This is a genomic window from Cupriavidus numazuensis, assembly GCF_905397435.1.
Classification (GTDB): domain Bacteria; phylum Pseudomonadota; class Gammaproteobacteria; order Burkholderiales; family Burkholderiaceae; genus Cupriavidus; species Cupriavidus numazuensis.
Window position 1 is genome coordinate 22,520 of record NZ_CAJPVI010000011.1, and the last position, 25,269, is coordinate 47,788.

Sequence of the window (25,269 nt, forward strand, 5' to 3'; positions counted from 1 at the left end):
GCGATGTCCGCCGTGACGATCGCCACGGCCGTTCCGTCAGGCCTCGCCATGGCCGCCGACACCGGGGAGCCCATGCACATCATCGTCGGCTATGCGCCGGGCGGCGCCGCCGACAGTCTCGCCCGCCTCTATGCCGAACAGTTGCGTCAGGACGGCCACGGCACCGTGATTGTCGAAAACCGCCCGGGCGCGTCGGCACGGCTCGCGCTCGACTATGTCAAGCGCGCCAAACCCGACGGCAAGACCGTATTCATTGGCCCGTCGCCGCTGTTCACGATCTTTCCGCTGACGTACAAGAAGCTCTCGTACGACGCCGACAAGGATCTCGTCCCGGCCGCCGTGCTCACCGACGTGCCGACCGTGGTCGCCGCCGGCGTGCAGCAGCCGTACAAGACCATGAAGGAATACATGGACTGGGCGCGCCGCAATCCGGACAAGGCCAGCCTTGGGCTGGCCACGATCGGCAGCGCCGGTCATCTCGGCACGGTCGCGCTGGGCAAGGCCGCGGGGGTCCCGATTACGCCGGCGGCCTATCGCGGCGCATCGCCGATGCTCGTCGATGTGATCAGCGGCAATGTGTCGATCGGCTGGGATGCCGTGGCTAGCATGATGCCGCTCTACAAGGGCGGCAAACTGCAGTTCCTGGGCGTGAGCGGCACGCGGCGCGCGAAGGCATTGCCGGAAGTGCCCACCATGAAGGAACAGGGCTTCAGCCAGTATGACTACGCCACAAGCTGGTACGGCGTGTTCCTGCCGGCGGGCACGCAGCCCGATGTACTGGCGAAGGTCGAGAAAATGTTCCTTGCCGCTTCGGCAAACCCGTCCACCGCCGCCAAGCTCGAAGCCTTGGGCCTCGAAGTGGTAGCGCGGCCCGGGCAGGAGGCGCGGCACCGCATCCAGATGGAACGCGCCGCGTGGCGGCCCATCGTGGAGGCGACCGGCTTCGTTGCCGAGGATTGAATCGAGCGGGAACGCACGCCCTGTGCGTTCCCGCCTTGTGCTCAGGGCTTGGGCCGGATGGCGCCCGCCCCTGCGGCTCAGTCCGCTTTAACCCCAAGCGTCTTCGCCAGCGGGATCCACCGCGCACGCTCGTCGCGCACGAACTGGCCGAATGCCTCCGCCGAGCCCGGCATCGGCTGCGCGCCGATGGCATGCAGCTTGTCCTGCAGGTCCGGTTGCTGCAGCGCGTCGTTGATGGCGCGGTTCAGCCCGGCAATGGCCGCGTCAGGCGTGCGCGCGGGTGCGACGACGCCGAACCACGCACTCGCTTCCAGGCCGGGATAACCGAGTTCCTGCATGGTCGGCACATCGGGCAGCAATGGAAAGCGGCTGCGGTCGAGGATGGCCAGCGCCTGCAGCTTGCCGCTCTTTGCCTGCTGCATGGACGACGGCAAGGCATCGAACATGATGTCGACGTTCTTGCCCATCAGGCTGATGATGGCCGGCGCACTACCCGCGAACGGTACGTGCGTGACCTTGAAGCCGAGCGATGACGCCGCGTACTCGCCGGCCAGGTGCGTGATATTGCCGCTACTGGCCGAACCCATGGTCAGCTTGCCGGGCGATTGCTTGCCCAGCGCCACCAGATCCTTCAACGACTTCACCTGCAGGTCCTGCCGCGTGACCAGCAGCAGCGGCGACTTGCCCATGCCGGCCACAGGCTTGAAGTCCTTGACCGGGTCATACGGCAACGTAGTGTAGAGCGCGCTGTTGATGACCAGCGGCGCGTTGGAACCCACCAGGAAGGTCTTGCCATCGGGTTCGGCCCGCGCCACGGTCTCGGCGGCGATGATGCCCCCCGCCCCGCCCTTGTTGTCCACCACGATGGGCGTACCGAGCTTGACGCTGGCCTGCTGTGCCACGAGCCGCGTGATCTGGTCCGCCGCCCCGCCTGGCGGATATGGCACGACAAAGCGGATCGGCTGCGCACGGGACTGGGCGCCTGCTGGCACGGCCATGATGCCAAGCACGGCGGCGGTCATCACGGCAGCCAGGCGCAACGGGAATCGGGTCTTCACTGCGGTCTCCTCTGGTTGGTATGTGTTCATGCAGCGATGCCGTCGATGGGGCCTGCAGCACGCCCTCCTTGCGCAAGGCGGCGATGCGCGCGGCGTCGTAGCCGAGCCTTCCCTGTACGTCGTCGAATTGAGTCCCAGCTTAGGAGTGCGTGAGTGTCAGTGTCCAATATTCATTTGTTTGACAGTGATATCTCTGGGATATCGCTTGGCAACAAATGAATATTGGACGAACGCATGCCGCTCCCCTTAGCCTTGGCGGCACAGACCCATCGAACGGGCAACCGAACACGAGGAGACAACATGCAGGCAATCACAAGGCGCGCGGCAGCCATCGCGGGCGTAACGGTCCTTGCCACGCTGGCGTTCTGGGTAGCCCCGGCGCGCGCGGAGTATCCCGACCGGCCGGTCAAGCTGGTGGTGTCGTTCCCGCCGGGCAGCGGCACCGACACCAACGCACGCTACGTCGCACGCAAGCTCGAAGAGAAGCTCGGCAAGCCGGTGGTGGTGGAGAACCGCCCTGGCGGCAACAGCTTCATTGCCGCGCAGGCGGTGGTCAGCGCCGAGCCGGATGGCTACACGCTGCTGCTGGCCAGCAACTCTCCCGTCGCCACCAATGTGGCCATGTTCCGCAAGCTGCCCTATGACCCGGTGGCCGACCTCGCCCCCATAGCGCGGCTCGGCGTTGGCGCCATGGCGCTCGTGGTGCCGGCCTCATCGTCCTACCGCGATGTGGCAAGCCTGGTCGACGCGGCGCGCCGCAATCCCGGCAAGCTCAACTATGGCGGCGGCAGCGCGTCGTACCAGATCGCCACCGAACTGTTCCTGACACGTGCGGGGGTCAAGGCCAACCATGTGCCCTACAAGGGCGCAGCGCCGGCACTGACCGACGTGGCCGCTGGCCAGATCGACTTCGCATTTGCCGACTACGGCGCCACCCTGCCGCTGCTGCAGGCCGGCAAGCTGCGCATCCTTGCCGTCACGGGCGACAAGCGCCTGGCCAGCCGCCCCGACACGCCGACGCTGCAGGAAAGCGGCTTTCCCGGCTATTTCATGGTCAACTGGACCGCCGCATTCGCGCCGGCCCGCACGCCCAAGCCGGTGCTGCATAAACTGGAGCAGGCCATCGTCGAGATCTACAGCACGCGGGAATCGGCCGAATTCCTCGCGCGCACCAACTGGGATGTCTTTGTCGCCGGCGCGGACGAACTGCGCCGCTTCCGGCTCGCGGATATCCGCCGCTGGTCCGAGGCGGCCGAGCAGGCCGGCATCCCCAAGCAATAACGAGTATTCAGATCCAGAAACGGAGAGACCACACCATGGCTGACTTCCTTCGCTACGAGCAGCAGGGCCACATCGTGACCCTGACCATGAACGAGCCCGACCGCCGCAACCCGCTGACCGGCAATACCGCCGTCGACGAGTTCCTGGCCGCCATCGACCGTATCCACGGCGACCGCAGCGTGCGCGCCGTCATCATCACCGGCGCGGGCACCGCGTTCTCGTCAGGCGGCAATATCCATGACATGGAACGCCAGGCCTCTGGCGAAGTGAGCGGCATGGAGATCCGCCAGGATTACCGCTGCGGCATCCAGCGCCTGCCGCTGGCGCTGTTCAACCTCGAAGTGCCGGTGATCGCCGCCGTCAATGGCGCGGCCATGGGTGCCGGCCTGGATCTGACCTGCATGTGCGATATCCGCATTGCGTCCGAACGCGCGCAGTTCGCGGAATCGTTCGTGCGGCTGGGCATCATCCCTGGCGATGGCGGCGCATGGCTGCTGCCGCGCGTGATCGGATTGTCGCGTGCGGCCGAGATGATCTTCACCGGCGAGGCCATCAGCGCGCAGCAGGCGCTGGAATGGAACCTGGTATCACGTGTGGTGCCGCCGGAAGAACTCCTGCCCGCCGCAAACGCCATGGCCGAGCGCATCGCCGCCAATCCGCCGCACGCCGTGCGGCTGGCCAAGCGTCTGATGCGCGAAGGCATGCACACGCGGCTGGACACGCTGCTGGAACTTTCCGCGGGCTTCCAGGCGCTGTCGCACCAGACTGCCGATCATCGTGAAGCGGTGCAGGCCTTCCTGGAAAAGCGCAAGCCGGTGTTTTCGGGCAACTGAGAACTGAGGCGCGGGTATCAGGATCAGGCGGCCGCGGAATTGCCCTTGCGTGCCGCCTCTGCAATCGCACGACTCCGCCACGGAATTTCGGTGTGCGCCTGGGCGAAGTCGAGGTAGCTGTCCATCACCTTGGTAGCGGCTTCACCGATGATGATGAGGCTCATGATCACAGCTTGCTGGGTGCGCATGCATCCGCTGCTGCCGCGCCCATGTGTTCAAGGTAATCAGATAGCCGGTTCTCCGTCATACGGGCCGTGCCTCCGCGAGTACCTTGGCCCGGAACTTCAGCGGCAGGTCATCGGGGGTCAGCAGCTCAACCCGGATGCCGAGCAACGTTTCCAGCTCGTCTTGCAGGCCACCAAGGTCAAACAGCGTTGCTCCCGGCAAGGCATCAACAAGCAGGTCGAGGTCACTGCCATCCGCGTCGGTGCCATGCAGCACGGACCCGAAGACGCGCGGGTTCGCAGCGTGGAAGCGGTTAGTCGCTTCGCGTACGGCGCTTCGCTTCAGCTCGAGTGCAACGGACGGTCGCATAGGCATCCTTCTTATCGAAACTCTCTGGGATGGTAAGAAAACAAGTATTGAAATACAAGACGGCTTGCCGGCGCGGCGAGGTGAGCGCCATGCCTGAAGAAGCGCCTGGCACGCCGCGTCAGAACCGTCCGGGTGACCGCATCGCACTACCCCGCCGCCCCCAGTGAACCCTCCACGTTGCGGACCAGGCTGACCAGCCGCGGCCCGACGTCTTCGAACAGTTGCTTGCTCTGCTGGCTGAATACAGGCACGGAGGCTGCGACCAGCCACGCTTCGCCATCGCGCCGGGCGCGCATGGGCACGGCAATCGCCTCGATTTCCCGATGCAGATCGCGGTGGCCGCGGCAGAAGCCGTGCTCGTCAAGGTCGTGCACGGCCTCTTCCAGCCGGCCCTGCAGCCAGGTCGCGCGCTGCGGATCGGTGGCGCGAAGCTGCTCCAGATAAGCGTTTCGTTCCGTCTCACCCATCATCGACAAGTAGGCGCGGCCGGACGCCGTTCGCGACATCGACACACGGGTGCCGACTTCCGGCCGGAATACGCGGCTGCGCACGCCTTGCGCGATCTCCACGTAGGTCAGCGTGTGTCCGTAGCCGACCATCAGTTCGACCTGTCCCTCGATATGGTCGGCCAGCTCTTGCATCAACGGGCGCGCGAGTTGCCGCACCGTCATGCGCGCGAGCGCGGGCGCGGCCATGTTCACCAGTCCGACGCCGGGCACGTAGCGCGACAAGCGTTCCGAATAATGCAGCAGGCCCAGCTCGCACAGGGTATCGAGCAGCCGGAACAGGGTCGGTTTGGCCAGGCCCGTCCGCTCCATGAGCTCACGGCTGCTGAGCTCCTGCACGGTAGGCGAAAAGCAGTTGAGGATCGAAATGCCACGCGCAAGCGCGCTGACAAGGCGGGCCTCGCCTTCGGCGTCAGCGCCCGCAGCGGTCGGCAAGGTCATTGTGGAATGTGTCTCATTAGGCATATAAACGGCTGAGTCTCGAGTTTTTCGATACCAGCGTCTCAAAACCTGGATGGTGCCCTTCGTTTTTCCCGAAGTCAAATCGAGCGTCTTTAGATTTACAGGAGGCTTTTCCGGCGCCAGAATGCCAATTCATCGTATCCGACGATCATTTTTTGGTACTGAGGTCTCACTATCTGCCTCTGCCTGCCAACTTCAATCTGCTGCCCTCTTTCAGGAGACCCTCCATGCAACAAGCCGTTATCGTTGACGCCATCCGCAGCCCAATGGGCCGCTCCAAGCCTGGTTCGGCCTTCACCGAACTGCATGCCACCGAACTGCTGGCCCAGGTGCTCAAGGGCCTGGTGGAGCGCAACAAGCTGGATCCCGGTCTCGTCGACGACGTCATCACCGGCTGCGTCACGCAGGCCGGCGAACAGTCCGCGGGCCCGGGCCGCGTGGCTTGGCTGGCGGCTGGCTTCCCCGATCACGTGCCCGCCACCACGATCGACCGCAAGTGCGGCTCGAGCCAGCAAGCCGTGCATTTCGCCGCGCAGGGCATCATGGCCGGCGCCTATGACATCGTCATCGCCTGCGGCATCGAATCGATGAGCCGCGTGCCGATGGGCTCGGCCCGTATCGGCCAGAACCCGTATGGTCCGTCGATGGAAGCGCGTTATGCGCCGGGTTTGGTCTCGCAGGGCGTGGCAGCGGAACTGGTCGCCGCGAAGTACGAACTGTCGCGCGAGCAGATGGACGGCTACTCGGCCCGTTCGCACGAGCTGGCTGCCGCCGCACGCGAAGCCGGTGCGTTCCGCCGCGAGATCCTGCCGATCGTGACGCCGAATGGCGTGATCGAGCACGACGAAACCATCCGCCCGGGCACTTCGGTCGAAAAGCTCGGCACGCTGCAGGCCTCGTTCCGCAATGACGAGCTGAGCGCGCGTTTCCCGCAGATCGGCTGGAACGTCACGGCCGGCAATGCTTCGCAGATCAGTGACGGCGCATCGGCCATGCTCCTGATGAGCGAATCCATGGCACAGCGCCTGGGCCTGAAGCCACGAGCGCGCTTCGTGGCCTTCGACGTGTGTGGCGACGATCCGGTGATGATGCTGACCGCACCAATCCCGGCCAGCCAGCGCGCCATCAAGAAAAGCGGTCTCAAGCTGGACCAGATCGACCACTACGAGATCAACGAAGCGTTCGCCTGCGTGCCGCTGGCCTGGCAGAAGGCGCTGGGCGCGGACGCGGCGCGCCTGAACCCGCGCGGCGGCGCGATTGCACTGGGTCACCCGCTCGGCGCGTCGGGCGTGCGCCTGATGACCACCATGCTGCACGCACTGGAGGACAGCGGCGGCCGCTACGGCCTGCAATCGATGTGCGAAGCCGGCGGCATGGCCAACGCCACGATCATCGAACGCCTGTAAGGCCTGGACGGACCGGCCTGTGAGCCGGTCCGTGCCGCATTTCCAAATATCCGTACTTCCGAATCCCCGAATCAGAACTGGAGACACAAGATGAAACTGACCGCAGATATGTCCGCAGTGGTGACCGGCGGCGCTTCCGGCCTGGGCCTGGCTACCGCACGCCGCCTGATCGAGCGTGGCGTGAGCGTGGTGATCGCCGACCTGTCCGAAGAGCGCGGCAACGCCGCCCTGGACGAACTCGGCCCCAAGGCGCGTTTCGTCAAGGCCGATGTCTGCGACACCGACCAGATGAACGCCGTCTATGACGCTGCCGAAGCACTCGCCCCGCTGCGCGCGCTGGTGCACTGCGCGGGTCTCGGCGGTCCGGTGCGCGTGGTCGAGAAGGACGGCTCGCCGGGTTCGCTGGAAAAGTACGAGTCGATCGTGCGCATCAACCTGATCGGCACGTTCAACGCGCTGCGCCTTGGCGCGGCACGCATGGCCAAGAACGAAATGATCGATGGCGAGCGCGGTGCCTGCGTGCTGACCGCTTCGGTCGCTGCCTACGAAGGCCAGATCGGCCAGATTCCGTATTCGTCGGCCAAGGCCGGCATCGTCGGCATGACGCTGGTGGCCGCGCGCGACCTGGCGCAGCGCGCGATCCGTGTCTGCACGATTGCCCCGGGCCTGTTCGACACGCCGCTGCTGGCCAAGCTGCCGGAAAACGTGCGTGCCTCGCTGGGCGCCATGGTGCCGCACCCGGCACGCCTGGGCGCGCCCGACGAGTATGCGTCGACCGCTTTGCACATCCTCGAAAACATCATGCTCAACGGTGAAACCATCCGTCTGGATGGCGCCATCCGCATGGCTCCGCGCTGAGCCTCCGGTCTCTCCTCAACACCGATTGCAAGGAACACAAGGACAAGCATGAGCGACACGCTGCAACTAGAAACGCGCGGCAACATCCTGCTGATCACGATGAACCGGCCCGAGGCGCGCAACGCCATGGACTTCGAGACCGCGACGGCACTGGCCGCCGCGCTCGACCAGCTCGAGTCGCGCGATGACCTGAGCGTGGCCATCCTGACTGGCGCGGGCGGTACCTTCTGCTCCGGCATGGACCTGAAGGGCTTCCTGGCCGGCAAGCGCCCCAGCCTGCCGGGCCGCGGTTTTGGCGGCCTGACCGAAGCGCAGCCGCGCAAGGTGCTGATTGCCGCAGTGGAAGGCTATGCCCTGGCCGGCGGGTTTGAAATGGCGCTGGCGTGCGACCTGATCGTGGCCTCGAAGGCGGCCAAGTTCGGCCTGCCCGAAGTCAAGCGCGGCCTGGTGGCTGCCGCTGGCGGCCTGATGCGCCTGCCGAGCCGGATCCCGTACCACATCGCCATGGAATACGCGCTGACCGGCAATATGCTCGGCGCCGAACAGGCGCACACGTACGGGCTGGTCAATCGCCTGACCGAGCCGGGCCAGGCACTGGAAGCCGCGTTCGCGCTGGCCGAGGAAGTCGGCGCCAATGGCCCGCTGGCCGTAGCGGTCAGCAAGCAGATCGTCAGCGAGTCCGCCGACTGGTCGGCCGCCGAGATGTTCGAACGCCAGCGTCCACTGGTCGCACCGGTGTTCTCGTCGGCCGATGCCCGCGAAGGCGCCGCCGCGTTTGCCGAGAAGCGCAAGCCCGTGTGGACCGGCAAGTAAGCCACTGAAACGGCAAGCCCTTGCCCATGCGGCCGGCCCTTGCGCCGGCCGCATTACCATCCACGGTCACCCGAAAAGAGCCCGCCTATGGGCGTACGGTGCCGCGCGCGGCGCGGCTTTCCTTGGGGCTGCAGCCAAACTGCGCGTGATACCAGCGCGAAAACCCGCTCGGCGCCGAGAACCCGAGCAAGGTGGCGACCTCGGTCAACGGACGGTCGGTCTCGATGACATGGCGCGCCGCGAGTTCCGTGCGAATGTCGTTGACGACCGCCGAAAAGGGCTGCCCCTCTTCCGCCAGCCGGCGTTGCACCGTGCGGCACCCGATACCCAGATGCTCGGAGACCTGCTCGATGCTGCAGCGGCCGCTGGGCAGCAGCAACAGCACGATGCGCCGGACGTCCTCAAGCATGGTTGCCTGCTTCGACATGGCCGTTGCGTCGATCAACTGCTGCACATAGCGCGCCATGGCCGGATCGGCATACGGGTTGCGCGCGTCGAGGTCGGCCTTCGAGCAGATGATGCAGTTGAAGTCGTAGTTGAACTCGACGTTCGGGCCAAAAAAGCGCTGGTGCACACTGAGGTCGCGCGGCGCCGGGTGCTCGAAGCATACGCGCGCCGGCTCCCAGTCGTACCGGTGGAGTTGGCGTATCAACCGCACCATCACCCCCAGCGCCAGCTCCACCCGCTGCCGCGTGGGCTCATGGGCTTGGCCGGCCATGACCACTTCCCGGATGATGACCAGATCGCCGCACTCCTCGATCGCCAGCGACAGCGAACCGTTGAGCAAGGACTGATAGCGCATCAGCATCCGCAGCGAGTCACGCAGCGTCGGCTGGTCGCGGATCAGCAGCCCTACCGGACCGAGATTCGACAACAGGCGCGACTCGGCCATGCACAGCCCGAAACTCTCATTGCCTGACTGGGTGGCGCACGCCTGAAGCAGGCGTCCAAGACGCTCCACGGGAATCATGACGTCCGGCTCGCGCAGCGCGCTCGGGCTCAGTCCCGCATCAAGCAGCATCCGCACCGGATCCAGGCCGCCGGCACGAGCGACCTCGTTGAAGTTCGTGAGGGCTGCGGCGCGGACAAGTGACGACATCGGAGGGGCGGAGTGGGACTTTGACAGCTAAGGATAAATGCCTGTCACGTAGTGTCAAGCGGGAAACCCCTGCAGCGCCCAAACTGACAGGATCCGATCGGCCTGATCGATTGAGCGATCACAGGAGACAACGTCCATGACCCAATCCCCAGACGCGGCACCCGCAGTAGTCCGCGCAACCTCCCTGAGCAGTTCGATTCGGGTCGAGCCTCTCACCTGCACGATCGGTGCGGAGCTGAGCAACGTCAATCTGGGCGCGGCTGCCGAGGATGACGAGCAGATGGCGGAGATCCGCGCATTGCTCCTCAAGCATCGCGTGCTGTTCTTCCGCGACCAGGACATCACGCGCGCGCAGCACGTGGCGTTTGCGAGCCGCTTCGGCCAGCTCGAAGACCACCCGGTGGTGGGCAGCCACCCCGATTACCCGGGACTGGTCCAGATCTACAAGACCCCGGACAGTCCGCCCGACCGCAACGAGAACTCCTGGCATACGGATGCCACCTGGCGCGAAAAGCCGCCGCTGGGCTGCGTGCTGCGCTGTATCGAATGCCCGCCTGTGGGCGGCGACACCATGTGGGTCAACATGGTCGAGGCCTATAACCAGTTGCCCGAGGAGATCAAGACGAAGATCGCCTCATTGCGCGCGCGCCACAGCATCGAGGCGAGCTTCGGTGCCGCGATGCCGATCGAAAAGCGTCTTGCGCTGAAGGCCCAGTACCCCGACGCCGAGCACCCGGTGGTTCGTATCCATCCGGAAACCGGAGAGAAGGTGCTGTTCGTCAACGGAAGCTTTACGACGCACTTCACCAACTACAACGTGCCGGCCAACGTGCGCTTCGGGCTGGACAAGTCACCAGGCGCCAGCAACCTGCTGAACTACCTGACCAGCCAGGCCATGATCCCCGAATACCAGGTGCGTTTTCGCTGGAAGAAGAACAGTGTCGCGTTCTGGGACAACCGCTCGACGCAGCATTACGCAGTGATGGACTACCCGCCGTGTCACCGGAAGATGGAGCGCACCGCCATCGTCGGTGATGCGACTTTTTGAAAATTGCCCCTGAAAGTCAGTCATGGTTTCTACGTCACCCACCATTCTCATCGTCCCCGGCCTGCGCGACCATGTGCCGGAACACTGGCAGACGCTGCTTGCGGCCAAGCTGCCTCGCGTCGTTTCCGTCGCGCCGCTTGAGCAAGACAAACTGAGCTGCGCCGCCCGCGTCGATGCGATCGATCGCGCCCTGTCCACCATCGAGGGGGATGTCATCATCGTGGCGCACAGCGCGGGCGCGATGATGATCGCCCATTGGGCGGCGGTCCGAGCCACCGCACGCAAGATCCGCGGCGCACTGCTTGCCGCGCCCGCGGATCTCGAGACGCCCATGCCGGCGGGCTACCCGACTACCGACACACTGCGCGACAACGGCTGGCTGCCGATTCCGCGCGGCAAATTGCCGTTTCCGAGCATCGTGGCGGCGAGCAGCAACGATCCCCTGACGCGTCTCGATCGCGCCCGCGAACTGGCGCAGGCGTGGGGCAGCCGCTTCGTCGAACTCGGCGAGGTCGGGCACCTGAATCCCGCTTCGGGTTATGGCGAGTGGCCGCAGGCCGAAGCATTCATTCGCGACCTCTGCTGATCGCCTCCCCTTCCCTTGCCACGATGAGCTCGCCAGGTCGGCGCTGGCTGATGGTTGCGCCATCAGCCGAAGCGCCGTCGCGAGTTCAGTCGAAAACCCTTCCAATCATTCCGGCTGGTAGTTGATGGACTTGAGCAGCGCGGCCTGTTGCTGGTAGGCCTGCTTCAGGTCCGCCATCATCTCGTCCGAGGTGACGGCATCCCCCTGCTCCATGCCCATTTCCTTGATGCGGTTCTGCACTGAGGGTTGCTTGAAGTACGCCAGCGTTGCCTCGCGGACTTTCTGCTGGACTGCCGGAGCGACACCCGGGCGCGACCACACGGCGAACCAGCCTGCTTGCGACAGCTGCGGGTAGCCGAGTTCCTTGAACGTGGGGACATCCGCCAGTCCGGAAATCGGGGTCGGATAGGCCACCGCAATCGCCTTGATCTTGCCCGCCTTGATCAGCGGCAATGAGGTCGTCACGCCATCGAACATCAGCGGCACATGGCCGCCCATGAGGTCGTTCAAGGCCGGCGGCGAGCCCTTGTAGCCCACATGCCGCATGGGTACGTGGGCGAGTTGGCCAAACAGCATGCCCGATGTGTGGCCCTTCAATCCCGGGGCGTAAGACGCGAAGACGAGCCCGTCCTTTTGCGATCTGCCGTAGTCCACCAGCTGCTTCAGGTTGGAGACCGGCACATCCTTGTTGGCCACCAGCACCAATCCCGTCCGGCTGACCTGGGCCAGCGGTTTCAGGTCGTCGAATGGCTTGTAATGGACCTTGTTGGCCAAAGGCGCCTCGCTCACGACGCCGCCCTGGATGACCAGAAGCGTATGGCCATCCTTGCCGTTGGACTGCAAGTCGGCGATTGCGAGCGCACCGGCAGCGCCAGCCTTGTTTTCCACGATCACCGGCTTGCCCCATGTCTTCTGCAGGCCTTCCGCCAGCAGTCGCGCCAGGGCGTCAGCCGTGCCGCCGGCCGGGCCGCCCACCACCAGTCGGATCGTCTTCGTGGGCCATTCGTCCTGGGCGTGAGCCGTAGGGATCCAGGCCGCGATGCCAACACCGATCGCGAGGGCGCATCCGGTCCACCAGTCGTTATTGTTGTGCTGTTTCATGTCCATACCTCGTGATTGCTACGCTTCGCGCGTCCGAAAAGCCTTGTCCATGACGGCCATTCTCGGATTGCGGGGCGTCGGCCGGCTTGGCCGAGCGCGACAAGTTTTTGCCAATTCGTGCAAGCAGAGGGTAAACCCTTGGGGTGTGGCAAGCCGGAATTGCCAGATGCGGCAGGCCTACGAAGCGCTGACCTTGAATGTCTCCGTACCGAGCTTCACGAATGCCCGTACCGCCGGCGAGACTTCCCGGCGTCGGTAAGCCAGCGCCAGGTTCACCGAGAGCCGGAAGTCGCTGATCGGCCTGTAGATGACACCCGGCTGGGAGAAGTTCTGCATCGACTCCGGCACGATGGCCATGCCGTATCCCGCCGAGGCCAGGCAAATTGCAGAGATGAAATCCTGGACGCGATATTCCAGGTGAGGCGTGAATCCTCCGGCTTTGCCCAGGGCGGATAGCGCGGACCCGAATCCTTCCTCCTCTGCAAACTGCGGGACGATGAACGATTGATCCGCCAGCGCGCGCGCGGAAACCGTCGCGCGCCTGGCAAGGGGATGGCTTTCCGCCATGGCGGCCAGGAGACGTTCCGTCTGCAAGACTTTACTGATCACGCCAGCCGGATAGAGCCGCCTCGGCCTGACGATTCCCACATCGATCTGCCCATCGCCAAGCGCTTCGAGCTGCCTTGGCGTTTCCATGGGCACGATTTCGAGCCGGACCATCTCATGGGATTTCCGGAACTCGCTCAGCAACCTGGACAGCAGGCCGCTGCTGACGCCAGACGCCACATAACCAACGCGGATCACGCCAGCCAGCCCTCTGGCCGCCAGGCGTCCGACCTGGTCGGCGCGCTCGATGTGCCGCAACGCAGCGACCGCCTCGGCCTGAAACAAACGCCCCGCATCGGTCAGTGAAACGGGCTTCCTCTTGTTCCGATTCAGGAGCGTGACGCCCAGGTCCTGTTCCAGACGCTGGATCTGGGTGCTGAGCCCTGATTGTGCGAGTCCCAGTCGATCCGCCGCCTTCGCAAAGTGAAGTTCTTCCGCCACGGCTAGGAAGCACTGCAACTGACGTACGTCGATCATCGTTTTAATCAGAAAAGCGGAACAAAGATTACAGATTTTCATCTGGATCATATCAAAGAATCCGGATGAAATAGCGCCATACCCCATCTCGGAGAATGATCGATGTACGCTGGTCCTGACGGTGGATATTCCGGTCTGGGCCAACCGGGAGAACAATGTTCGTACTGGCTTCTCGCTGCCCTTGCGGCCATCTGTACGCCTGGCATTCGACGGCGTGTCCCGGCCGCGCTGGCTGGCGGGAACGTTCGCCAGAACGCTGCTCACGACCGGGATGCCGCATTTTGAGAATTCCTTTGCCACACGCGGCGCACCGATCTTGTCGGCCTCGGCGATTCGCGACACAACGGGACGCGATCACCTGAACTGGACCGACATCGAACGCATCCGGCAAAGATGGCCCGGCAATCTGGTCATCAAGGGCATCCTGCACAAGTCCGACGCAGAACGCGCTGTCGCCCTGGGTGCCGACGGCATCATCGTCTCGAATCACGGCGGCCGCCAACTGGACGGTGCCGTGGAACCGCTTGCCGTGTTGCCGGAAATCTGTGAAAGCGTCGCGCACAAGACCACCGTCATGATGGACAGTGGTATCCGGCGCGGCGGTGATGTTCTGAAAGCACTGGCGCTGGGAGCGCGCTTTGTCTTCCTGGGCCGGCCCTTCGTCTACGCTGCGTCGGTGGGAGGCGCCGAAGGCATTCGCCACGCCATCACGCTCCTGCGCGACGAGGTCGATCGAAATATGGCTATGCTTGGGGCGAACACCGTCGCTGACGTGAACCGTTCCGTCATTGTCTAGCTCCATGCGCCATTGAAGCCGCACCGGGCGGTATCGCGCCGGTCCACAAAAAAAGGGAATGCCATGACTCAGGCAAAAGCCATTTATCTCGATCCGCCGGCAGGCTTCGAGCACATCATCGTCGGCACGGCCGCCGTTGCGCCGCCGGGGCCGGGCGAGATCACCGTCCGCATACGTGCCAGTTCGCTCAACTATCACGACTACGCCGTGGTTTCCGGCCGCAGGAGCCTGACGGAAAGGCGCATTCCGATGGCGGACGGCGCCGGAGAAGTCACAGCCGTCGGCCCGGACGTCAAGGCGTTCTCGGTCGGCGATCATGTCGTCAGTACCTTCTTCCCCACATGGCATGAAGGAGAGCCGCGACTGAGCGATTTCGCTACCGTTCCCGGGGATGGCGTCGACGGCTTTGCGCGGGAAGCCGTGACGATGCCGCAAGACTGCTTCACGCTCGCCCCGCGCGGCTACAGCCATGCCGAGGCCGCGACGCTGACCACCGCAGGTCTGACAGCCTGGCGGGCACTGTTTGTCGACGGCGCCTTGAAACCCGGTGAAACCGTGCTGGTACTCGGCAGCGGCGGCGTATCGGTATTTGCCCTGCAGTTCGCCAAAGCGGCCGGCGCGCGCGTAATCGCCACCTCATCGTCGGACGATAAGCTCGACAGGCTTCAGGCGCTTGGCGCGGATTGCCTGATCAACTATCGCAAGACGGTGCAGTGGGGTGAGGCCGTGCGCGAGATGACGGATGGCGCCGGCGCCGAACATGTGATCGAGGTTGGCGGCGCCGCGACGCTGGATCAATCGATGACGGCAGCCCGTGTCGGCGGCCATATCGCCGTGATCGGCTCGCTGGGGAACGCGACCGCGCCAATCACCGTCACGCAACTGCTGCGCAAGCATCTGCGCTTGACTGGCCTGCTCGTCGGCAGCCGCCGACACCAGCTTGACATGGTGCGCGCGCTCGATGCCACCGGCATCCGCCCGGTCATTGACCGGCACTTCCCGCTGGAAGCCATGGCTGACGCGTTTCGCTACCAGGCATCGAATCAGCACGTTGGGAAGATCGTGCTGGACATCTGAGCGGCCGCTGACTCCTGTTGCATCAGTCCAGCCTGCCCTGAACATCGCCTAGTCCGATAAGACGATGAATGGCGACCCGCGGTCAAAGTAATGTCGACGCGGGTTGCCGCAAGGCAACGTGGTGAAGCATCAACAAGCCCGGACCGACCCCTGTCTGTGCTCTTCTCACGAGGCTGATTCATGTCATTGGAGTTCTCCGTCACACGCCCCTGTCGTCTTGGGAACGTCCCGCAGTGGGACATGGAAGCCGACGTGATCGTCGTCGGCTTCGGCGCTGCGGGCGCGTGTGCCGCTATCGAAGCTGCGCAAGCTGGTGCAGCGGTCACGCTGTTCGAGGTCGCTTCCGGCAGTGGCGGCACGAGCGCCTTGTCCGGGGGTGAAATCTACCTGGGCGGCGGTGGAGGTACGCCCGCTCAACAGCAGGCAGGTTTTGTCGACGATACCGAGGACCTGTACCGCTACCTGCTCATGGCAGGCGGCCCTGATGCCGACGAGCCAAAAGTTCGCGCCTACGCCGACGGCAGCCGCGCTCACCATGACTGGCTGGTTGAACAGGGGCTGACCTACAAGAACACCTATCTGCCAGAGCGCATGCTGGAGCCGGAGACGGACGACTGCCTGATCTGGTCAGGCAGTGAGGAGGCGTGGCCGTTTTCCGCCAACGCCAAGCCTTGTCCTCGCGGACATACGCCACAGTGGGCCGGCTGGGGCGGCGGGCGCATGCTGATGGACGTGCTGGCCGCGCGCGTCGTCAAGCTGGGCGTGGATGTGCGCTATGACAGCCGGGTGCTCGCATTGATTGCCGATGAGGCGGACCACGTGCACGGCGTTGTCGTGCGCATCAACGGCCAGACGCGCTACGCGCGCGCACGAAGCGGCGTCGTGCTTTGCGCCGGCGGATTCGTGATGAATCGCGACATGGTCCGGCGGCACGCGCCCAGCCTGTTGCGCGCGAACGAGCCGATTGGCAGCCCGGGAGACGACGGTTCGGGCATTTTGATGGGGATGAGTGTGGGCGGCGCCGCGATACACATGGATCAGGGCTTCGTGAGCTTGCCTTTCTACGCGCCCGAATCGCTGATCAACGGCGTGTTCGTCAACGAACGCGGCCAGCGCTTCATCAACGAGGACTGCTATCACGGCCGAATCGGCCACCACATCATGCAGCAACTCGGCGACCGCATATATCTGCTGGTCGACAGCGCCACGTATCAGCAGCCTGCAGAATTCACGCGCATCGGCATCGCCGCCGCTGGCGACACCTGGGAGGAAGTCGAGCACGATCTGGGCATGCCGCCGGGAGCGCTGACCGCCACGGTATCGAACTACAACCGGCACGCTGCCGAAGGCGCCGATCCGCTATTCCACAAAGCGGCGAAGTGGCTGAAGCCGCTTGATGAACCGCCCTTTGTCGCACTCGATTGCCGCGTCGACTATGCGTTCTATCCGCACTTCACGCTGGGGGGATTGGACACATTGCCCACTGGCCAGGTGCTCAGCGAGAAGCGTGTACCGATCCACGGTCTCTATGCTGCCGGGCGGACGTCATGCGGGTTGCCACGCTGGGGCGGCGGGTACAGCTCCGGGATGTCGCTCGCGGACGCCACGTTCTTCGGCCGGCAGGCCGGGCGGCACGCTGCCGGCTCGGCGTGCCGCTCCTGAGATCAGATGGCAGCGGGCGGGGAATCCGGGGCGGAGGCTCAGACCGCGGATACGCCGCCTGACTGCGTTGATCCGCCAAAGGTGGGCGGCGCCGTTACGATAGAGCGAAGCGCGGGCACGGCCGGCACGATGGCATCGAGATCGGGAATGGGCCGGCACAAGGTTGGCGAGTCGGCAAAGGCCGTCTCCATCGCTTGCGCCACGCCGAGCGTCATGGCATCGCCGCGGAAGCGTCCGGTCACCTGCAGTCCGAATGGCATGCCCTGCTCATCCACGCCGCACGGCAATGAAATGGCCGGGTGCGTGGTCAGGGTGACCACATAGGTCAGTGCCAGCCAGCGGTAGTAGTTCTCCTGTTTCTCGCCATTGATAGTTTCCGCGTACAGGCGGGTCCACGGAAATGGCGAGACTGGCGTCGTTGGCGACAGGATGACGTCATAGTCGCGGAATGCCTGCTGGAAGCGTTGCAGGATTCGTGTCTGCTCGGCCTGGGCCCAGGCACTGTCGCCGAGCGACATCCTGGCGCCAAGCTCATAGTTGGCGCGCGTGTTGGGCCCGAGGCTGGCGGGATCGCGCTGGTAGGCGTCGCGCAAGCTTGCGACGAAGCTCTCTGCGCGCAACACGTCGAAGCAGCGGTGCACATCGCCCAGGTCGAACCTGACCTCATCGCAGGACTTGAAGAGGTGCCGCATCTCGGCGATCTTTGCGCGAAAGACGCGGCGGATGCCGTCGTCGACGCTGCAACTGCCGAAATCCTCAGTCCAGCCTACGCGCAGATCGGACAGATCGACGTGCTGCGGGGTGAGGAACGAGCCAGGGTCAAGTTCGTAGCTGAGCGGATCGGAGACCGATGCGCCCGCCGAAGCTGCCAGCTGCAGGCAGGTGTCCGCGACCGTGCGGCCCATCGGGCCGACCACCGATATCGGGGTCCAGCCCAGCAGCTTGCGCGAGTTCGGCACGACGCCCGGCGAAGGCCGGAAACCGACCACGCCACACTTGGCCGCAGGGATACGCAGCGATCCTCCGGTATCGGAGCCCGTGCAAACCGGCAAGAAGCCTGCGGCCAGCGCCGCGGCTGAACCGCCCGATGAGCCCCCGGCGTTCAGGTTCGGATTAAACGGGTTGCCGGTGGCGCCCCACACCGCATTGCGAGAATTCGCGCCGGCACCCATCTCCGGAATATTGGTCTTGCCAACCACGATGGCGCCAGCCGCCCGCAGGCGCGCCACCAGAACATTGTCCTGGCTGGGCACGTTGTCACGGTATAGCGGCGAGCCATAAGTGGTAAGGAGCCCGGCGGTTGCCTCCAGATCCTTGACGCCCAGGGGCAGCCCGTGCAGGAGCCCAAGCGGCTCGCCGCGCAGGACGGCCTGCTCGGCCGCCCTCGCCTCCGCGCGCGCCCGCTCGTAGCAAGTCGCCGTGATCGCGTTGATGGCCGGATTGTAGGTCTCGATGCGGGCGATGCAGGCGTCCAGCAGTTCCACAGGAGAGATTTCCCGGGTGCCGATCAGCCGGCGAAGCTCGACGGCGGATGCCGAGGTCAGTTGGTCCTGCGAGTACATGGGACGATAGGTTCCTTGAGCGGCCCCTTGCTTTCGCCAGCGGACCGGAGTGGATCGGTGGGATTCGTGCGGGCTCAGTCGAGCTTGATGTTGGAGCGCCGCGCTACCTCGCGCATTTGAGGCATCTCTTTCGCGATCAGGTCGCTGACTTGCTTGCCCGGCGCATAGTGCGGCTCGATGCCGTTATCGGTGAGCTTTTTTTGCGTATCCGGGTCGGCGAGGACGTCGGCCAGCGCTTTCTCCAGCCTGGCGTGGACCTCCGGCGGCAAACCCCGCGGGGCGACCAGCGCGATCCAGGTACTGGCGTCCAAGCCGGGATAGCCGCTCTCGGCCACTGTCGGCACATCGGGCAACAGCGCCGAGCGCTTCGCCGTGGTGACGGCGATGGCCTTGACCTTGCCGCCCTTGACCTGTGGCAGGGCCGCGGCCACGGTGTCGATGCTGAACGGGACCTGGCCGCCGATCAGGTCGGTCATGGCTGGCGAGCTGCCCTTGTAAGGCACGTGCAGCAGCTTGGTCCCGGTCAGGCTCAACAGTGCTTCGCCGGCAAAATGCGCGGTAGTTCCCGCACCGAACGAACCATAGGAATACTTGCCGGGATGCGCCTTGGCTGCGGCAACGAACTCCTTCAGGTTGTTGACCGGCACGTCGCGGTTGGCCAGCAGGATCAGGCCGGTGGATCCGATCAGCCCTATCGGCTCGAAGTTCTTTTGCGGGTCATAAGGCAAGCGCGGATAGATGGCCGGGTTGACCGTGAATGTCGTGCCGGACGTCGCCAGCAGCGTGTAGCCGTCCGCCGCGGACTTGGCGACATAGCTGGCGCCGACAATCGTGCCGGCGCCAGGGCGGTTGTCGACCACCACGGTCTGACCGAGCTTCTCGCCAAGCTTCTGGCCGATGATTCGGCCGACCACGTCGGTGGCGCCGCCCGGCGGAAACGGCAGCACCAGCTGGATCGACTTGGCGGGGTAGTTGCCTTGCGCGCCCGCCACGGCAGGCGCCAGGCCAGCGCCGGCGGCGAGTCCGCAGGCAGTCAGCACACAAAGAGCGTGGTGGAGAGGGAGGCGCATCTCGAAGCTCCGGCAGGGATTGGGATCGACGTACGGCATGTGGTGCAACGGTGCCGTGTGTCACTATCCTACGATTTCGCCAGCCTGAATTCGTGGCAATGTTTCGAACAATTGATTGCCGTTTCGGCAATTTGTAGAATTGACCGGTGTCCTAACCGCTCACTAGAGTCAGGCCTCCATGTCTTCTTATCGGATCCTTCAGGAAACCGCCGTTCGCTACTTCCTCGAAGTGGTACGTACCGGCTCGGTCAAGGACGCGGCGCTCAAGCTGAACGTGGCGCCATCCGCGGTCAGCAGGCAGATCGCCAAGATCGAGAGCGAGCTGGATACCCTGCTGTTCGACCGGCGTGCGCGGGGCCTGGTCCCCAATGCCGCGGGCGAGTTGCTGGCGGCGTTCGCCAAGCGGTCGCTGCAGGACATCGAACGGGTCACCGGCGACATTCAGGCGCTGCGCGGCCTGCGTGCGGGACGCGTGCGGCTAGCCAGCGTCGAGGGCACCGCGCACGAGTTCCTTCCGACCCTGGCTGCAAAGTTCAGGGAGCAGCACACTGGCATTCGATTCGATCTGGATGTCTGCCCGCAGGGTGATGTCGCCCGGCGAATCCGCGACGGCGAGGCCGATATCGGGATCACGCTGAGCGGGCTGCCCGAACGGGAGATCGAAGTGGAACTTCGCCACCCTGCGCCGGTACTGGCGATCATGGCACCCGATCACCCGCTGGCGGGACAACGCCAGGTTTCCCTGTCGCAAGTCATTGCCTATCCGCTCGCGCTGCCGCCGAAGGGCAGCTCGCTGCGGCAGCTGCTTGACACGAGTTGCAGCCGCCAGGACCTGCACTACCAGACGGTATTCTCGAGCAATCATCTGGACGCGCTCGTGAGCTTCGTGGTGGCCGGCGGCGGCGCCATCGCCTTCTACGGGGAGCTGTCGGTACGCGCGCGGCTGGAGGCTGGCGCTATCGCCGCCGTGCCGTTGCGCGACCGGGAAATGAACGAGCGCTACATCGAGATCCAGACCCTGGCCAAGCGCAGCCTGCCCCCGGCCGCGCGTGCGTTTGTCCAGCAGCTGGTGCAAAGCATTACGGGTGTCGGCACCGGTTGATTGCCGAAATTGCAATCCATCGTTCCGTTAAATGCTGCGCAGGCATATTTCCTTCAGATCGCGCGACATGGAGAATCTGAAGCGGATCTGATCACGCACGACCCGAAACCAGTGCAGGCAACCCTACGAGAGACAGCACGGAAGGCATGACAAAGGACATTGTGGTACTCGGCGCCGGCATGGTCGGTGTATGCACGGCGCTGGCGCTGCGCCAGCGCGGCCATTCGGTCGTGCTGGTGGATCGCCAGGCCCCCGGCAAGGAAACCTCTTATGGCAACGCCGGCATCATTCAGCGAGAGGCGGTGCAGCCTTATGCCTTTCCGCGCGAGTGGCAGGCCATCCTGCGCGTTGCCCTGCGCCAGGGTAACGATGTGCACTACCATCCGGGAGCGCTGGCTCACCTGTCTCCGACGCTGGTGCGCTACTGGCGCGAGTCGGCGCCCGGTCGCTATGCGTCCATCGTGACCGCCTACAGTGCGCTGATCCGCCACTGCCTGAGCGAGCACGAGCGGCTGATCACGCTCGCTGGCGCGCAAGACCTTGTGCGCAAATCGGGTTGGCTACAGGGTTACCGCACGGCGCAGGCCTTTGATCGGGCGGCGAGCGAAGCCACCGCAATCGCGCGCGGCCATGAACTGGATTGCCAGGTGCTCGACCAGGCTGGCGTAGCTGCCACGGAGCCTGCCATCAGCGGGAAACTCGCTGGCGCGGTCCACTGGCGCGATCCATGGACTATCGCCGACCCCGGCGAGCTGGTCACGCGCTATGCCGCGCTGTTCGAGCGCGAAGGCGGTGAGTTCCGCCGCGGTGACGCTACCACTTTGAGCCAGACCGGCGCAGGCTGGACGGTCACCACGGAAGATGGTCCGCTGAGCGCAGCCAATGTCGTGATCGCCCTCGGGCCATGGGCTTCGAATCTGATCCAGACTCTCGGCTATCGCTTCCCGCTGTTCGTCAAACGCGGCTATCACCGCCACTATGCGGCCGAGCCGATGCCCCGGCTGCCCCTGCTCGATGTCGAGCGAGGCGTCATGCTGGCGCCGATGCAGCGCGGCCTGCGCCTGACGACAGGCGCCGAATTCGCCCTGCGCGATGCACCGCCGACGCCGGTCCAGTTGGGACGGGCCGAAGGCTATGCGCGGGAACTGGTGAATCTCGGGGCACCCGTCGAAGCGCAGCCATGGCTCGGCGCGCGCCCCTGCGTGGCCGACATGAAGCCTATCGTCGGCAGAGCCCCGCGCCATCAAGGTCTCTGGTTCCACTTCGGGCACGGCCACCAGGGCTTTACGCTGGGACCGGTGACGGCTCGCCTGCTCGCTGAACTGATCAACGGGGAGCAGCCCTACGTAGATCCCCGGCCTTACGACCCGATTCGCTTCGCCGCGATGTAACGCAACCCCGTCCGCCTCCATGTGACGAATCTGCCTTGCGGGTTTTCCCGTGGTTGAGTTCTGCCCGTCCGTGCTATTTAATTCAACGTGAATTAATTAATAGCGCTCCTCTGATGGAGCCAACCGGACGGAGACAAGATGACCGCATCCAAGGCAGGCCGTGGCGTGAACTCCGCCAGCCTGCGTCTTTACAACGAACGGGCCCTGCTGCTCGCGCTGCGCCGCGCAGGCGAAGCGTCCAAGGCAGATCTGGCTCGCATGGCCCAGCTGACCAATACGGCGGTCGGCAGCATCGTGCAAACGCTGACCGACGAAGGCCTGATCCAGCTGGCCGGACGTCGCGTGGATGGCCAGCGCGGGCAGCCGGCCAGCCTGATCCGCCTTCAGCCCAAGGGTGCCTTCGGCATCGGCGTGCGGCTTGACCGGGGCAGCATCGAGTGTGTGATGGTGGACTTTGCCGGGCATATCCTGACCAGCCGGGCACACCAGCTGGTCTTGCCCCACCCCGATCAGGCGCTGGAGCTGGTGCGTCGCGACATCGATGAAATGCGTGCCCTGCTCTCCCCGGCCGAGCAGAAACGCCTGCTTGGCATCGGCGTAGCCCACCCCTACAACCTCGGCGCGTGGCTGCGGGAACTCGATCTGCAGGGCGAGGCCTTCCAGGCCACATTCCGCGCCTGGGACGAGGTGGATTTCCCCTCGATGCTGGCCGAAGCAACGAGGCTGCCGGTATTCAGCGAGAACGACGGCACGGCAGCCGCGGTCGCCGAGCTCTTCTACGGCCGGCACCACGCCCAGCATTTCCTCTATGTCTTTCTCGGTCCGGCGATCGGCGGCGGCGTGGTGCTCAACGGCGACTGCGTGCGCGGCGTCTCCGGCAATGCGGGCGATATCGCGATGATGCCGGTGCCGCCCAGCACGCTGGCTTCTGCCGCGACGGTGCCCGGCCGGCGGCGGGACATCCTGATCTCCCGCGCCTCGCTCAACGCCCTGACGCGCCATTTGCGCCATCACGGCGTGACCGTGCATGGCCATGCCGACCTGCAGCGCGAGGTGGAACTGAAGCACCCGGCCGTGGCGGAATGGGTCGATGACTGTGTCGATGCACTGGCGCCATCGCTGCAATCCGCGCTGGCTGTGCTGGACGTGCCGCTGGTGATCTTTGACGCCGATATCGATGGTGGCCTGGTAGCCACGTTGATCGAGCGCTTGCAGCAAGAGCTGGACGCCAATGCTCCCGAGGCGCGCCCGGCCGCACGCATTGTGCGCGGCTGTTTTGGCGCCAATGCCGGCGCGGTCGGCGCCGCCTCGCTGCCGATGTTCATGAACTTCTCGCCGCGCGCCGAATTGCTCAAGGGCGCGTCCGCCATCGTTCCGGAGGCCAGCCATGCCACTGTCTGAAGCCACTGCCGCCGCGGCTCCACTGCTGGAAATGCGCAACATTTCCAAGACTTTCCCGGGGGTGAAGGCACTCAGCAATGTCCAGCTCACGATCTTCCCCGGCGAAGTCCATGCCCTGATGGGCGAGAACGGCGCGGGCAAATCCACGCTGATGAAGATCCTCTCCGGCGCCTATATCGCCGACGATGGCGCCGAATGCCGCATCGCCAGCCAGCCGGTGGTCATCGACGGCCCGCTCGCCGCCCGCGCGCACGGCGTGGCGGTGATCTACCAGGAACTGAGCCTGGCGCCCAACCTGAGCGTGGCCGAGAACATCTATCTCGGGCGCCACCTGCACCGCCACGGCATGGTGGACCGTGCCGCCATGGCGCGCGCCTGCGAAGGCACGCTTGCCCGGCCCGGCGCTGATTTCACGCCGCAGACGCTGGTCGAGCGCCTGTCGATCGCCCAGCGCCAGCTCGTGGAAATCGCGCGCGCGGTGCATTTCGAAACCCGCATCCTGGTGATGGATGAACCCACCACCCCGCTGTCCACGCGCGAAACCGACCGCCTGTTCGCGCTGATCCGCCAGTTGCGGGCCGATGGCATGGCCATCATCTACATCAGCCACCGCATGGCCGAGATCGACGAACTGGCGGATCGCGTCACTGTGTTGCGCGACGGCTGCTACGTCGGCACGCTGGAGAAGGCCGAGCTGACCCAGGCGGCGCTGGTCAAGATGATGGTCGGCCGTGACCTGTCGGGCTTCTACACCAAGACGCACGGTAAGACGCAAGCTGGCGACATGGTGCTGTCGGTGCGCAATATGTCGGACGGCCGCCGCGTGCGCGATTGCAGCTTCGACCTGCATGCCGGCGAGGTCCTTGGCCTGGCTGGCCTGGTCGGCGCGGGCCGCACGGAACTGGCACGGTTGGTGTTTGGCGCGGATGCGCGCAGCAGCGGCGCGGTGTTCCTCGCCGGCTCGCCACTGACGATCAGCCAACCGCGCCAGGCCATCGATGCGGGCATTGCCTACCTGACGGAAGACCGCAAGCTGCAAGGCCTGTTCCTTGACCAGAGCGTGCACGAGAACATCAACCTGATCGTTGCCGCGCGCGATGCGCTGCGCGGCGGCCGGCTCAACCGTGCCAGCGCACGCCGGCGCACGGCCGACGCCGTCAGTTCGCTGGGCATTCGCGTGGCGCATCCGCGCGTCAATGTCGGCGCGCTGTCGGGCGGCAACCAGCAGAAGGTAATGCTGTCGCGCCTGCTGGAAACCAAGCCGCGCGTGCTGATTCTGGACGAGCCCACGCGCGGCGTGGACATCGGCGCCAAGGCAGAGATCTACCGCCTCATCGACGCCCTCGCCCGCTCCGGCGTGGCCGTCCTGCTGATCTCCAGCGAACTGCCGGAAGTGGTAGGCCTGTGCGACCGCGTGCTGGTGATGCGTGAAGGCCGACTGGTTGGCGAGGTGCAAGCCAGCCCGGATGCCGCTGCCACGCAGGAACGCATTATCGCGCTGGCTACCGGCGCAGATGGCCCCGCACAGCCCACCGTGCTGCACTGAACCGACCTTCCGACATTCCCCGAGACCGCGCAGA

The 25,269-nt window shown here is 65.1% G+C and carries 23 protein-coding genes and 1 pseudogene; 15 read left to right on the forward strand and 9 right to left on the reverse strand.

Features of this window, described 5'->3' with window-relative positions:
- The first annotated feature begins 3 nt into the window (after positions 1 to 3).
- Positions 4 to 960 (forward strand): Bug family tripartite tricarboxylate transporter substrate binding protein, encoded by a 957-nt coding sequence (locus KHO41_RS10685; RefSeq protein WP_376989503.1) that lies wholly within the window; start codon positions 4 to 6, stop codon positions 958 to 960.
- Between the two features lie 77 nt (positions 961 to 1,037).
- On the opposite strand, the gene KHO41_RS10690 is transcribed toward KHO41_RS10685, so the two are convergent.
- Entirely contained in the window at positions 1,038 to 1,982 is a 945-nt protein-coding gene (locus tag KHO41_RS10690; protein WP_211953383.1) for a Bug family tripartite tricarboxylate transporter substrate binding protein, read from the reverse strand.
- Between the two features lie 336 nt (positions 1,983 to 2,318).
- On the opposite strand from KHO41_RS10690, the gene KHO41_RS10695 reads away from it, so the two are divergent.
- Both KHO41_RS10695 and KHO41_RS10700 read left to right on the forward strand, forming a co-directional pair.
- Complete coding sequence (locus KHO41_RS10695) at positions 2,319 to 3,299, forward strand: Bug family tripartite tricarboxylate transporter substrate binding protein (RefSeq protein ID WP_211953261.1); 981 nt, start codon at positions 2,319 to 2,321, stop codon at positions 3,297 to 3,299.
- Between the two features lie 35 nt (positions 3,300 to 3,334).
- On the forward strand, positions 3,335 to 4,132 hold the full coding sequence (locus KHO41_RS10700) for a crotonase/enoyl-CoA hydratase family protein (RefSeq protein WP_211953262.1): 798 nt from the start codon (positions 3,335 to 3,337) through the stop codon (positions 4,130 to 4,132).
- A gap of 23 nt (positions 4,133 to 4,155) precedes the next feature.
- Here the strand turns inward: KHO41_RS10700 and KHO41_RS10705 are convergent, their stop codons facing one another.
- From KHO41_RS10705 to KHO41_RS10715, 3 genes are all read right to left on the reverse strand, one after another.
- Positions 4,156 to 4,320, reverse strand: coding sequence for a ribonuclease HepT family protein (locus KHO41_RS10705; protein ID WP_211953398.1), 165 nt, complete (start codon positions 4,318 to 4,320; stop codon positions 4,156 to 4,158).
- A 55-nt stretch (positions 4,321 to 4,375) separates the two neighbouring features.
- Positions 4,376 to 4,666 carry a nucleotidyltransferase family protein gene (locus KHO41_RS10710; RefSeq protein ID WP_211953263.1) on the reverse strand — a complete coding sequence of 97 codons (291 nt, stop codon included), beginning with the start codon at positions 4,664 to 4,666 and terminating at the stop codon, positions 4,376 to 4,378.
- 146 nt (positions 4,667 to 4,812) lie between these two features.
- Positions 4,813 to 5,613, reverse strand: coding sequence for an IclR family transcriptional regulator (locus tag KHO41_RS10715; protein ID WP_244873786.1), 801 nt, complete (start codon positions 5,611 to 5,613; stop codon positions 4,813 to 4,815).
- A 248-nt stretch (positions 5,614 to 5,861) separates the two neighbouring features.
- Here KHO41_RS10715 and KHO41_RS10720 point away from each other — a divergent pair, with 248 nt between their 5' ends.
- The 3 genes from KHO41_RS10720 (at position 5,862) to KHO41_RS10730 (ending at position 8,711) form a co-directional block, all read left to right on the forward strand.
- Positions 5,862 to 7,040 (forward strand): thiolase family protein, encoded by a 1,179-nt coding sequence (locus KHO41_RS10720; RefSeq protein WP_211953265.1) that lies wholly within the window; start codon positions 5,862 to 5,864, stop codon positions 7,038 to 7,040.
- A gap of 90 nt (positions 7,041 to 7,130) precedes the next feature.
- A complete protein-coding gene (locus KHO41_RS10725; protein WP_211953266.1) occupies positions 7,131 to 7,898 on the forward strand; it encodes an SDR family NAD(P)-dependent oxidoreductase in 768 nt (255 codons plus the stop codon).
- A 48-nt stretch (positions 7,899 to 7,946) separates the two neighbouring features.
- A complete protein-coding gene (locus KHO41_RS10730) occupies positions 7,947 to 8,711 on the forward strand; it encodes a crotonase/enoyl-CoA hydratase family protein (RefSeq protein WP_211953267.1) in 765 nt (254 codons plus the stop codon).
- An 85-nt stretch (positions 8,712 to 8,796) separates the two neighbouring features.
- On the opposite strand, the gene KHO41_RS10735 is transcribed toward KHO41_RS10730, so the two are convergent.
- A complete protein-coding gene (locus KHO41_RS10735) occupies positions 8,797 to 9,810 on the reverse strand; it encodes an AraC family transcriptional regulator (protein WP_211953268.1) in 1,014 nt (337 codons plus the stop codon).
- Positions 9,811 to 9,946: 136 nt separating this feature from the next.
- Here KHO41_RS10735 and KHO41_RS10740 point away from each other — a divergent pair, with 136 nt between their 5' ends.
- Both KHO41_RS10740 and KHO41_RS10745 read left to right on the forward strand, forming a co-directional pair.
- A complete protein-coding gene (locus KHO41_RS10740; protein WP_211953269.1) occupies positions 9,947 to 10,858 on the forward strand; it encodes a TauD/TfdA dioxygenase family protein in 912 nt (303 codons plus the stop codon).
- Positions 10,859 to 10,880: 22 nt separating this feature from the next.
- A complete protein-coding gene (locus KHO41_RS10745; RefSeq protein WP_211953270.1) occupies positions 10,881 to 11,444 on the forward strand; it encodes an RBBP9/YdeN family alpha/beta hydrolase in 564 nt (187 codons plus the stop codon).
- A gap of 105 nt (positions 11,445 to 11,549) precedes the next feature.
- Here KHO41_RS10745 and KHO41_RS10750 read toward each other — a convergent pair whose 3' ends face one another.
- Together KHO41_RS10750 and KHO41_RS10755 are read right to left on the reverse strand one after the other, a co-directional pair.
- Positions 11,550 to 12,545 (reverse strand): Bug family tripartite tricarboxylate transporter substrate binding protein, encoded by a 996-nt coding sequence (locus KHO41_RS10750; protein WP_211953271.1) that lies wholly within the window; start codon positions 12,543 to 12,545, stop codon positions 11,550 to 11,552.
- 177 nt (positions 12,546 to 12,722) lie between these two features.
- The gene (locus tag KHO41_RS10755; RefSeq protein WP_244873787.1) at positions 12,723 to 13,679 is read right to left on the reverse strand and encodes a LysR family transcriptional regulator; all 957 of its coding nucleotides are present in this window, start codon (positions 13,677 to 13,679) and stop codon (positions 12,723 to 12,725) included.
- A gap of 55 nt (positions 13,680 to 13,734) precedes the next feature.
- Between KHO41_RS10755 and KHO41_RS10760 the strand changes: the two are divergent.
- The 3 genes and pseudogenes from KHO41_RS10760 to KHO41_RS10770 all read left to right on the forward strand — a co-directional run.
- Positions 13,735 to 14,424, forward strand: a pseudogene (locus tag KHO41_RS10760) (alpha-hydroxy acid oxidase); the annotation flags it as partial.
- Positions 14,425 to 14,487: 63 nt separating this feature from the next.
- Complete coding sequence (locus KHO41_RS10765; protein WP_211953272.1) at positions 14,488 to 15,501, forward strand: zinc-dependent alcohol dehydrogenase family protein; 1,014 nt, start codon at positions 14,488 to 14,490, stop codon at positions 15,499 to 15,501.
- A gap of 180 nt (positions 15,502 to 15,681) precedes the next feature.
- Positions 15,682 to 17,163: an FAD-dependent oxidoreductase gene (locus tag KHO41_RS10770; protein WP_211953273.1), complete on the forward strand. Its 1,482-nt coding sequence runs from the start codon at positions 15,682 to 15,684 to the stop codon at positions 17,161 to 17,163.
- A 38-nt stretch (positions 17,164 to 17,201) separates the two neighbouring features.
- On the opposite strand, the gene KHO41_RS10775 is transcribed toward KHO41_RS10770, so the two are convergent.
- Both KHO41_RS10775 and KHO41_RS10780 read right to left on the reverse strand, forming a co-directional pair.
- On the reverse strand, positions 17,202 to 18,725 hold the full coding sequence (locus KHO41_RS10775; RefSeq protein ID WP_211953274.1) for an amidase: 1,524 nt from the start codon (positions 18,723 to 18,725) through the stop codon (positions 17,202 to 17,204).
- Between the two features lie 74 nt (positions 18,726 to 18,799).
- Entirely contained in the window at positions 18,800 to 19,795 is a 996-nt protein-coding gene (locus tag KHO41_RS10780) for a Bug family tripartite tricarboxylate transporter substrate binding protein (RefSeq protein WP_211953275.1), read from the reverse strand.
- 178 nt (positions 19,796 to 19,973) lie between these two features.
- Here KHO41_RS10780 and KHO41_RS10785 point away from each other — a divergent pair, with 178 nt between their 5' ends.
- From KHO41_RS10785 to KHO41_RS10800, 4 genes are all read left to right on the forward strand, one after another.
- On the forward strand, positions 19,974 to 20,897 hold the full coding sequence (locus KHO41_RS10785; protein WP_211953276.1) for a LysR substrate-binding domain-containing protein: 924 nt from the start codon (positions 19,974 to 19,976) through the stop codon (positions 20,895 to 20,897).
- 146 nt (positions 20,898 to 21,043) lie between these two features.
- Positions 21,044 to 22,288 carry an NAD(P)/FAD-dependent oxidoreductase gene (locus KHO41_RS10790; RefSeq protein ID WP_211953277.1) on the forward strand — a complete coding sequence of 415 codons (1,245 nt, stop codon included), beginning with the start codon at positions 21,044 to 21,046 and terminating at the stop codon, positions 22,286 to 22,288.
- Positions 22,289 to 22,426: 138 nt separating this feature from the next.
- Entirely contained in the window at positions 22,427 to 23,689 is a 1,263-nt protein-coding gene (locus tag KHO41_RS10795; protein ID WP_211953278.1) for an ROK family protein, read from the forward strand.
- Positions 23,676 to 25,235, forward strand: coding sequence for a sugar ABC transporter ATP-binding protein (locus tag KHO41_RS10800; protein ID WP_211953279.1), 1,560 nt, complete (start codon positions 23,676 to 23,678; stop codon positions 25,233 to 25,235). Before KHO41_RS10795 ends, KHO41_RS10800 begins: the two co-directional genes overlap by 14 nt.
- The last annotated feature ends 34 nt before the right edge of the window (positions 25,236 to 25,269 follow it).

Bases quoted from the DNA above. Each gene is read 5' to 3' on its own strand.
- KHO41_RS10685 (WP_376989503.1), top strand. From the start codon at position 4: ATGTCCGCCGTGACGATCGCCACGGCCGTTCCGTCAGGCCTCGCCATG.
- KHO41_RS10690 (WP_211953383.1), bottom strand. From the start codon at position 1,982: ATGACCGCCGCCGTGCTTGGCATCATGGCCGTGCCAGCAGGCGCCCAG.
- KHO41_RS10695 (WP_211953261.1), top strand. From the start codon at position 2,319: ATGCAGGCAATCACAAGGCGCGCGGCAGCCATCGCGGGCGTAACGGTC.
- KHO41_RS10700 (WP_211953262.1), top strand. From the start codon at position 3,335: ATGGCTGACTTCCTTCGCTACGAGCAGCAGGGCCACATCGTGACCCTG.
- KHO41_RS10705 (WP_211953398.1), bottom strand. From the start codon at position 4,320: ATGCGCACCCAGCAAGCTGTGATCATGAGCCTCATCATCATCGGTGAA.
- KHO41_RS10710 (WP_211953263.1), bottom strand. From the start codon at position 4,666: ATGCGACCGTCCGTTGCACTCGAGCTGAAGCGAAGCGCCGTACGCGAA.
- KHO41_RS10715 (WP_244873786.1), bottom strand. From the start codon at position 5,613: ATGACCTTGCCGACCGCTGCGGGCGCTGACGCCGAAGGCGAGGCCCGC.
- KHO41_RS10720 (WP_211953265.1), top strand. From the start codon at position 5,862: ATGCAACAAGCCGTTATCGTTGACGCCATCCGCAGCCCAATGGGCCGC.
- KHO41_RS10725 (WP_211953266.1), top strand. From the start codon at position 7,131: ATGAAACTGACCGCAGATATGTCCGCAGTGGTGACCGGCGGCGCTTCC.
- KHO41_RS10730 (WP_211953267.1), top strand. From the start codon at position 7,947: ATGAGCGACACGCTGCAACTAGAAACGCGCGGCAACATCCTGCTGATC.
- KHO41_RS10735 (WP_211953268.1), bottom strand. From the start codon at position 9,810: ATGTCGTCACTTGTCCGCGCCGCAGCCCTCACGAACTTCAACGAGGTC.
- KHO41_RS10740 (WP_211953269.1), top strand. From the start codon at position 9,947: ATGACCCAATCCCCAGACGCGGCACCCGCAGTAGTCCGCGCAACCTCC.
- KHO41_RS10745 (WP_211953270.1), top strand. From the start codon at position 10,881: ATGGTTTCTACGTCACCCACCATTCTCATCGTCCCCGGCCTGCGCGAC.
- KHO41_RS10750 (WP_211953271.1), bottom strand. From the start codon at position 12,545: ATGAAACAGCACAACAATAACGACTGGTGGACCGGATGCGCCCTCGCG.
- KHO41_RS10755 (WP_244873787.1), bottom strand. From the start codon at position 13,679: ATGATCCAGATGAAAATCTGTAATCTTTGTTCCGCTTTTCTGATTAAA.
- KHO41_RS10765 (WP_211953272.1), top strand. From the start codon at position 14,488: ATGACTCAGGCAAAAGCCATTTATCTCGATCCGCCGGCAGGCTTCGAG.
- KHO41_RS10770 (WP_211953273.1), top strand. From the start codon at position 15,682: ATGTCATTGGAGTTCTCCGTCACACGCCCCTGTCGTCTTGGGAACGTC.
- KHO41_RS10775 (WP_211953274.1), bottom strand. From the start codon at position 18,725: ATGTACTCGCAGGACCAACTGACCTCGGCATCCGCCGTCGAGCTTCGC.
- KHO41_RS10780 (WP_211953275.1), bottom strand. From the start codon at position 19,795: ATGCGCCTCCCTCTCCACCACGCTCTTTGTGTGCTGACTGCCTGCGGA.
- KHO41_RS10785 (WP_211953276.1), top strand. From the start codon at position 19,974: ATGTCTTCTTATCGGATCCTTCAGGAAACCGCCGTTCGCTACTTCCTC.
- KHO41_RS10790 (WP_211953277.1), top strand. From the start codon at position 21,044: ATGACAAAGGACATTGTGGTACTCGGCGCCGGCATGGTCGGTGTATGC.
- KHO41_RS10795 (WP_211953278.1), top strand. From the start codon at position 22,427: ATGACCGCATCCAAGGCAGGCCGTGGCGTGAACTCCGCCAGCCTGCGT.
- KHO41_RS10800 (WP_211953279.1), top strand. From the start codon at position 23,676: ATGCCACTGTCTGAAGCCACTGCCGCCGCGGCTCCACTGCTGGAAATG.